Source organism: Stenotrophomonas sp. OVS01A (assembly GCF_019969775.1).
GTDB classification, from domain to species: domain Bacteria; phylum Pseudomonadota; class Gammaproteobacteria; order Xanthomonadales; family Xanthomonadaceae; genus Stenotrophomonas; species Stenotrophomonas indicatrix.
Genome location: NZ_JAHXYV010000010.1, coordinates 80372 through 86617, shown reverse-complemented (window position 1 = coordinate 86617; position 6246 = coordinate 80372). Strand labels below are relative to the sequence as shown.

General features: G+C 67.1%; 6 protein-coding genes. 3 read left to right on the top strand and 3 right to left on the bottom strand.

Translation table 11 applies throughout. The annotated features are described in order from the left end of the window. Positions 1 to 248 precede the first annotated feature (248 nt). Positions 249 to 1160: a hydroxymethylbilane synthase gene (gene hemC, locus LC407_RS20755; protein WP_025877394.1), complete on the top strand. Its 912-nt coding sequence runs from the start codon at positions 249 to 251 to the stop codon at positions 1158 to 1160. Positions 1161 to 1276: 116 nt separating this feature from the next. Here hemC and LC407_RS20750 read toward each other — a convergent pair whose 3' ends face one another. Next, on the bottom strand, positions 1277 to 2053 hold the full coding sequence (locus LC407_RS20750) for a DUF481 domain-containing protein (RefSeq protein ID WP_025877391.1): 777 nt from the start codon (positions 2051 to 2053) through the stop codon (positions 1277 to 1279). Between the two features lie 107 nt (positions 2054 to 2160). Further along, complete coding sequence (locus LC407_RS20745) at positions 2161 to 2763, bottom strand: hypothetical protein (protein ID WP_032976576.1); 603 nt, start codon at positions 2761 to 2763, stop codon at positions 2161 to 2163. A gap of 81 nt (positions 2764 to 2844) precedes the next feature. On the opposite strand from LC407_RS20745, the gene LC407_RS20740 reads away from it, so the two are divergent. Continuing rightward, positions 2845 to 3816 carry a YafY family protein gene (locus tag LC407_RS20740; RefSeq protein WP_025877388.1) on the top strand — a complete coding sequence of 324 codons (972 nt, stop codon included), beginning with the start codon at positions 2845 to 2847 and terminating at the stop codon, positions 3814 to 3816. Between the two features lie 26 nt (positions 3817 to 3842). Further along, positions 3843 to 4637 carry a MetQ/NlpA family ABC transporter substrate-binding protein gene (locus tag LC407_RS20735; protein WP_032976575.1) on the top strand — a complete coding sequence of 265 codons (795 nt, stop codon included), beginning with the start codon at positions 3843 to 3845 and terminating at the stop codon, positions 4635 to 4637. Between the two features lie 68 nt (positions 4638 to 4705). Here the strand turns inward: LC407_RS20735 and glpK are convergent, their stop codons facing one another. Then, entirely contained in the window at positions 4706 to 6205 is a 1500-nt protein-coding gene (gene glpK / locus LC407_RS20730; RefSeq protein ID WP_223483524.1) for a glycerol kinase GlpK, read from the bottom strand. Between the last annotated feature and the right edge of the window lie 41 nt (positions 6206 to 6246).

Here is a 6246-nt window from a genome sequence, read left to right as displayed (position 1 = left end):
CAACCGCCTTGACCGATGTGGAGGTCTTGCAGGCCTCTTTGGCGACCTGCAATTTGAAACAAACCTCATATCTATTCATGTAACCCTCGGGGTTGGATCAGGTGTCCAACTCCAGGGGGTCACTTCAAGGATGGGTTTACGGCGTCCCCCGCGCAGCCCACCCCGCCCGGCCAAGCACAGCTGTTGCTTCCAGCCACGAGGGGCTCCGCCGTTGGCCGTATCCCGCCGATAGGCGCGATAATGAAAGGATGGAAACCGTCCGCATCGCCACCCGCAAGAGCCCGCTCGCCCTCTGGCAGAGCGAACACGTCGCCGACCGCCTGCGCCAGGCACATCCCGATCTGCACGTGGAACTGGTGCCGATGAGCACCCGCGGCGATGAAGTGCTTGACCGCTCGCTGGCGGCCATCGGTGGCAAGGGCCTGTTCCTCAAGGAACTGGAGCTGGCCATGCTGCGTGGCGAGGCCGACTGCGCGGTGCACTCGTTGAAGGATGTGCCGATGGAACTGGATGCGCCGTTCGCGCTGCCGGCAATGCTGACCCGCCACGATCCGGCCGATGGATTCGTCTCCAACCTGTATGCCTCGCTGGATGCACTGCCGATCGGTGCGCGCGTCGGTACCTCGTCACTGCGCCGCCAGGCCCAGCTGCGTGCGCTGCGCCCGGACCTGGAACTGCTGGACCTGCGCGGCAACGTCAACACCCGTCTGGCCAAGCTCGACAACGGCGGCTACGACGCCATCGTGCTGGCCGTGGCCGGGCTGGAACGGCTGGGCCTGGGCAACCGCATCGTCGCCCGCCTGCAGCCGCCGCAGTGGTTGCCGGCACCAGCACAGGGCGCGGTGGCGGTGGAGTGCGATGGCGGCAATGCCGCGCTGATGGCGCTGTTTGCAGGCCTGGATGACGCCGCAACGCGCGCCTGTGTGGAAGCGGAGCGGGCCATGAACCGCGCGCTGCACGGCAGCTGTCATGTGCCGGTGGCGGCGATCGCGCAGTGGCAGGGCCAGGACCTGCACCTGCAGGGGCTGGTCGGCAGCGCCAGCGACGGCCGCGCGGTGCGTGCCGACGCCGTGGGCCCGGCCAGCGACCCGGAAGTGCTGGGCCAGCGCGTGGCGAAGATGCTGCTGGATGCGGGTGCTGGCGAGCTGTTGAACGTCTGAGCCACCGCAGGTAGTGCCGGCCGCTGGCCGGCAACCTCATGATCCCGATTGAATGCAGTTGCCGGCCGGCGGCCGGTACTACCAAAAGCAGAACGGGCGCCAGGCGCCCGTTTCGCTTATTTGAACTTGTAGACCACGTTCATCGTGGTCAGCGTATCGGTCTTGCGCTTGTCCTCGGCGACGTCGCTGTTGTAACGCGCCTGCCAGCCGGCCTTCAGCGCCAGGTGCTCGTTCATGCTCACCGAGACACCGAAATCGTTCTGGCCGAAGGTGTTGTACGAACCCGATTCGACCAGCAGCGTGTTGATCAGGTCGGTGTTGTCGGTCAGCGAGTACTTCAGGTCGAACAGGCCGCGACCGATCAGGCCGGTGCGGGTGCGGTCGTCCTCGGTGCTGTGGGTGCGGCGCACACCGGGGCCGATCTGCGCATCGAACGAGAAACGCTCGGTGTTCCACAGCCGGGTGCCGTAACCCAGACCGAACGAGCTCTGCCGGTCGTAGGTGGCAAAGTCATCACGCTCGGTACGTACCGTGGCCGTCAGCTGGCGATGTTCGCCCAGCTGCAGCGCGCTGCCTGCACTGCCGGTGTAGCGGTTGGCGGTGGTGTTGTTGCGGCGCGTGGTGGTGCCGTCGTCGCTGGTTTCGGTCACCTTGGAGCTGGAGCGCAGGCCGAACAGGTCCATGCTGTGCACCCAGTCGCCATCGGTGTAGCGCAGCCGCAGGCGGCCGTTGAAGCTCTCGGTGCTGCTGTTGCCACGTGCCGACGCGAAGCCGAGTTCGCCACCACTGCCGCTCCACGGCGAGGACATCGCCGCCAGTTCGGAGGCATCCTGCGCATACGCCAGCGGGGCGCAGAGCAGCAAGGGGACCAGCAGGGACACGCGCAGGGACATCGAGGCTTCTCCGAAGCGGTTGGCAGCCGGTGATGATACTGGAAGCGTGATGACCGTCCGAATCGTCCGTCCCGCCTGCTTCAGCAGGCGTTGTCGGCCAGGCCCATTCAGGGCAGGTCGACCTGCAGGGCAGGATCGTTGAAGCGCGAGTACCGCAGCCGCAGCTGGAAGGGCTTGCCGTTGTTGTGGCCGCTGCGCACGATCTGCCGCGGCAGGCCCTGCGCATCCACCCAGTACTCCAGGCGCTCACCGGCCGTGGCGCCACGCAGGCGGTAGTGGCGGGTGCTGACGCCGTCCAGCGTCTGCTCGCCCAGGTCTTCGGCCTGCAGGGCCTGTGCAGGGATATCGGCGGGCAGCGGGCTGCGCCATTGCTCCAGCAGCCCCGGCGGGGTCGGCACCTGGCGGATCGCATCGTCGGCCTGCAGGAACATGGTGTCGCCGATGATCACCTGTGGTCCGGCAGGGGTCTGCACCCGGAACCGGTCCGGGGCGACGAAGTCCATCGCGGTACGCACCGGCTGCTGCGCGCCCAGCACCTCCAGCTCGGCATGGAAGCTGCGCAGGGCGGCAAAGCGCTGGCTGGCAGACAGCACCGCCTGCGCCGGATCGGCAGCGGGGACGGGCGTCGCAGCGTCGGTGGGCGCCGGTGCGCGGTCGCAGGCGGCCAGCAGCAGGCAGGCCAGCAGGGGCAGGACAGACAACCGGCGCATCGGGCGCTCCACGGGGCAGGGGGCGCCCACGATAGCCCAATCGTCCGCCACAACGCCCGAGACTCGGACATAATCGGGGGCATGGACCGATACGAACGCATCACCGCCCTGCATCGTCTGCTCAAGTCCGCACGCTATCCGGTGACGGTGGCGACCCTGCAGGACAAGCTCGGTTGCTCCCGGGCCACCGTCTACCGCGACCTGGCGTTCCTGCGCGATGCGCTGATGGCGCCGATCGAGGGCGATGGCGAGGCCGGCTTCCGCTACCTGGCCGACGAGAGCGACCGCTTCGAGCTGCCCGGCCTGTGGCTGAGCTCGGAGGAGCTGCACGCCCTGCTGGCCTCGCAGCACCTGCTGGCCCGTACCGGCGGCGGCGTGCTGTCTTCGGTGCTGGCGCCGCTGCAGCAGCGCATCGAGAGCCTGCTGGCCGCCCAGGCCGGTGTTTCCAGCTGGCCGGTGGATCGGGTGCGGGTGATTCCGCACCGTGGCCGCAAGTTCGATGAAGCCAGCTTCCGTTCGGTGGCCTCGGCGGTGCTGGAGCGCAAGCAGCTGGGCTTTGAGTACCGCGCCCGCTCGACCGACGAAGCGACCAAGCGCACCGTATCGCCGCAACGGCTGACCCATTACCGCGACAACTGGTACCTGGACGGCTGGGACCATGATCGCGAGGCCCTGCGCAGCTTCGCGGTGGACCGCATCTACAAGGCACGGGTGATCGACAGCACCGCCCGCGATGTCGCCGACAGTGAGCTGGACGAGCAGCTCGGCGCCAGCTACGGCATCTTCTCCGGTGCGCCCAAGGGCTGGGCAACCATCCTGTTCAGTGCCAAGGCCGCGCGCTGGGTGGCCGACGAGCACTGGCACTCCAAGCAGCAGGGACGCTTCCTCGCTGATGGCCGCTACGAACTGAAAGTGCCCTACAGCGTGTCGCGCGAACTGTTGATGGACGTGTTGCATTACGGGTCCGATGCCGAGATCGTCGAGCCGATGATGCTGCGCGAGCAGGCCAAGGCACTGCTGGAACTGGCCCTGACCAACTACGAAAAATCCTGACACCTCCCCCGAGATCGATTGCGCCCATGAAGAAGACCCTGTTGCTGCCCCTGTTCGCCGCTGCGCTGGCCCTGACCGCCTGCGGCAAGTCCGGTGAGCCTTCGCAGAAGCTGGTGGTGGCCGCCACCGCCGTGCCGCACGCCGAGATCCTGGAAGTGGTCAAGCCGATCCTCAAGCAGGAAGGCGTGGAGCTGGACGTGCGCGTGTTCAACGACTACGTGCAGCCCAACGACCAGCTGGTGCAGAAGCAGGTGGATGCCAACTACTTCCAGACCGAACCGTACCTGGACGCCTACAACCGTGATCGCAAGACCGACCTGACCAAGGTGGTGGGCGTGCACATCGAGCCGTTCGGTGCCTACTCGCGCAAGATCAAGTCGCTGGCCGAACTGCGTGAAGGGGCCGATGTGGTGATCCCCAACGACCCCAGCAACAACAGCCGCGCGCTGATCCTGCTGCACAAGGCCGGCGTGATCGAGCTGAAGGATCCGACCAACGCACTGGCCACCCAGCGCGACATCGTCTCCAACCCGAAGAACCTGAAGTTCCGCGAGCTGGATTCGGCCATGCTGCCGCGCGTGCTCGACCAGGTCGATCTGGCCCTGATCAACACCAACTATGCGCTGGATGCCGGCCTCAACCCGACCAAGGACGCGCTGGCGATCGAGAGCAAGGACTCGCCGTACGTGAACTTCCTGGTCGCCCGCCCGGACAACAAGGACGACGCCCGCGTGCAGAAGCTGGCCAAGGCGCTGACCGGCCCGCAGGTGAAGGCCTTCATCGAGACCAAGTACAAGGGCGCGGTGCTGCCGGCGTTCTGATGTTGGGGTAGCGCCGGGCCATGCCCGGCGGAATGGGTGTCGCCGGGCATGGCCCGGCGCTACCGCCCTCAATCGACATGGAAGGCGAGGGTGGCGGCCACGGCCTGCTGCCACCCGGCGTAGAGTTTCTCGCGCCGGGCCACCGCCATCTGCGGTTCGAAGCGGCGATCCAGCCCCCACTGTGCCGCGATCTGTTCGCGGCTCTCCCAGAAGCCGACCGCCAGCCCGGCCAGGTAGGCCGCACCCAGCGCGGTGGTCTCGGTCACCCGCGGTCGCAGCAGGGGGACGCCGAGGATGTCGGCCTGGAAGCTGGCAAGGAAGTCGTTGCCGATCGCGCCGCCATCGGCGCGCAGTTCGCTGAGCGAGATGCCCGCATCGGACTGCATCGCATCCAGAACGTCGCGGGTCTGGTAGGCCATCGCCTCCAGCGCTGCGCGCACGAAGTGGGCCTTGCCGGTGCCACGGGTCAGGCCGAACATCGCACCGCGCACGTCGCTGCGCCAGTACGGTGCACCCAGGCCGACGAAGGCCGGCACCAGGTACACCCCCGCGCTGTCCGGCACCTGTGCGGCCAAGGCCTGGCTGTCAGCAGCGCGATCGATCATGCGCAGCCCATCGCGCAACCACTGCACCACCGAGCCGGCGATGAAGATCGACCCCTCCAGCGCGTACTCCACCTTTCCCCCCAGGCCCCAGGCAATGGTGGTCAGCAGGCCATTGCGCGAGCGCACGGCCTGCGTGCCGGTGTGCATCAGCATGAAGCAGCCGGTGCCATAGGTGTTCTTGACCATGCCTGGCTGGAAGCAGGCCTGGCCGAACAGCGCGGCCTGCTGGTCACCGGCGATGCCGGCAATCGGGATCGGATGGTCGAAGAAGAACTGCGGGCGCGTGTGCGCGTACACCGAACTGGAATCGCGCACCTGCGGCAGCATCGCACGCGGAATGTCCAGCAGGGCCAGCAGGTCCTCGTCCCATTCCAAGGTGTGGATGTTGAACAGCAGCGTACGTGCGGCGTTGCTGTAGTCGGTCACGTGCGCCTGGCCGCCGCTGAGATTCCACACCAGCCAGCTGTCGATGGTGCCGAACAGCAGCTCGCCACGTTCGGCCCGCTGCTGCGCGCCTTCCACGTGGTCGAGGATCCAGCGGATCTTGGTGGCCGAGAAATAGGCGTCGATCAGCAGGCCGGTGCGCTCGCGGATCAGCGCTTCGTGGCCGCCGGACTTCAGCCGCTCGCAGATCGCCTGGCTCTGCCGCGACTGCCAGACGATGGCGTTGTGGATCGGTTGTCCGCTGGCGCGGTCCCAGACCACGGTGGTTTCGCGCTGGTTGGTAATGCCCAGTGCGGCGATGTGGCGGGGATCGATCTGTTCGCGGCTGAGCAGTTCGGTGATCGTGGCATAGACGCTTGTCAGGATCTCGCGCGGGTCATGCTCGACCCAGCCCGGCTGTGGAAACACCTGGGTGAACTCGCGCTGTGTGCTGCCGACTATGTCGCCGGCGCGATCGAACAGGATCGCGCGCGAACTGGTGGTTCCCTGGTCGATGGCCAGCACGTAGCGGGGCGTCATGCAGCGTCTCCGGTGGCGATGTTGGGATCGTAATGCATCGG

Excerpts from the sequence above, each read along its gene's own strand:
- hemC (WP_025877394.1), top strand. The coding sequence starts at position 249 with ATGGAAACCGTCCGCATCGCCACCCGCAAGAGCCCGCTCGCCCTCTGG.
- LC407_RS20750 (WP_025877391.1), bottom strand. The coding sequence starts at position 2,053 with ATGTCCCTGCGCGTGTCCCTGCTGGTCCCCTTGCTGCTCTGCGCCCCG.
- LC407_RS20745 (WP_032976576.1), bottom strand. The coding sequence starts at position 2,763 with ATGCGCCGGTTGTCTGTCCTGCCCCTGCTGGCCTGCCTGCTGCTGGCC.
- LC407_RS20740 (WP_025877388.1), top strand. The coding sequence starts at position 2,845 with ATGGACCGATACGAACGCATCACCGCCCTGCATCGTCTGCTCAAGTCC.
- LC407_RS20735 (WP_032976575.1), top strand. The coding sequence starts at position 3,843 with ATGAAGAAGACCCTGTTGCTGCCCCTGTTCGCCGCTGCGCTGGCCCTG.
- glpK (WP_223483524.1), bottom strand. The coding sequence starts at position 6,205 with ATGACGCCCCGCTACGTGCTGGCCATCGACCAGGGAACCACCAGTTCG.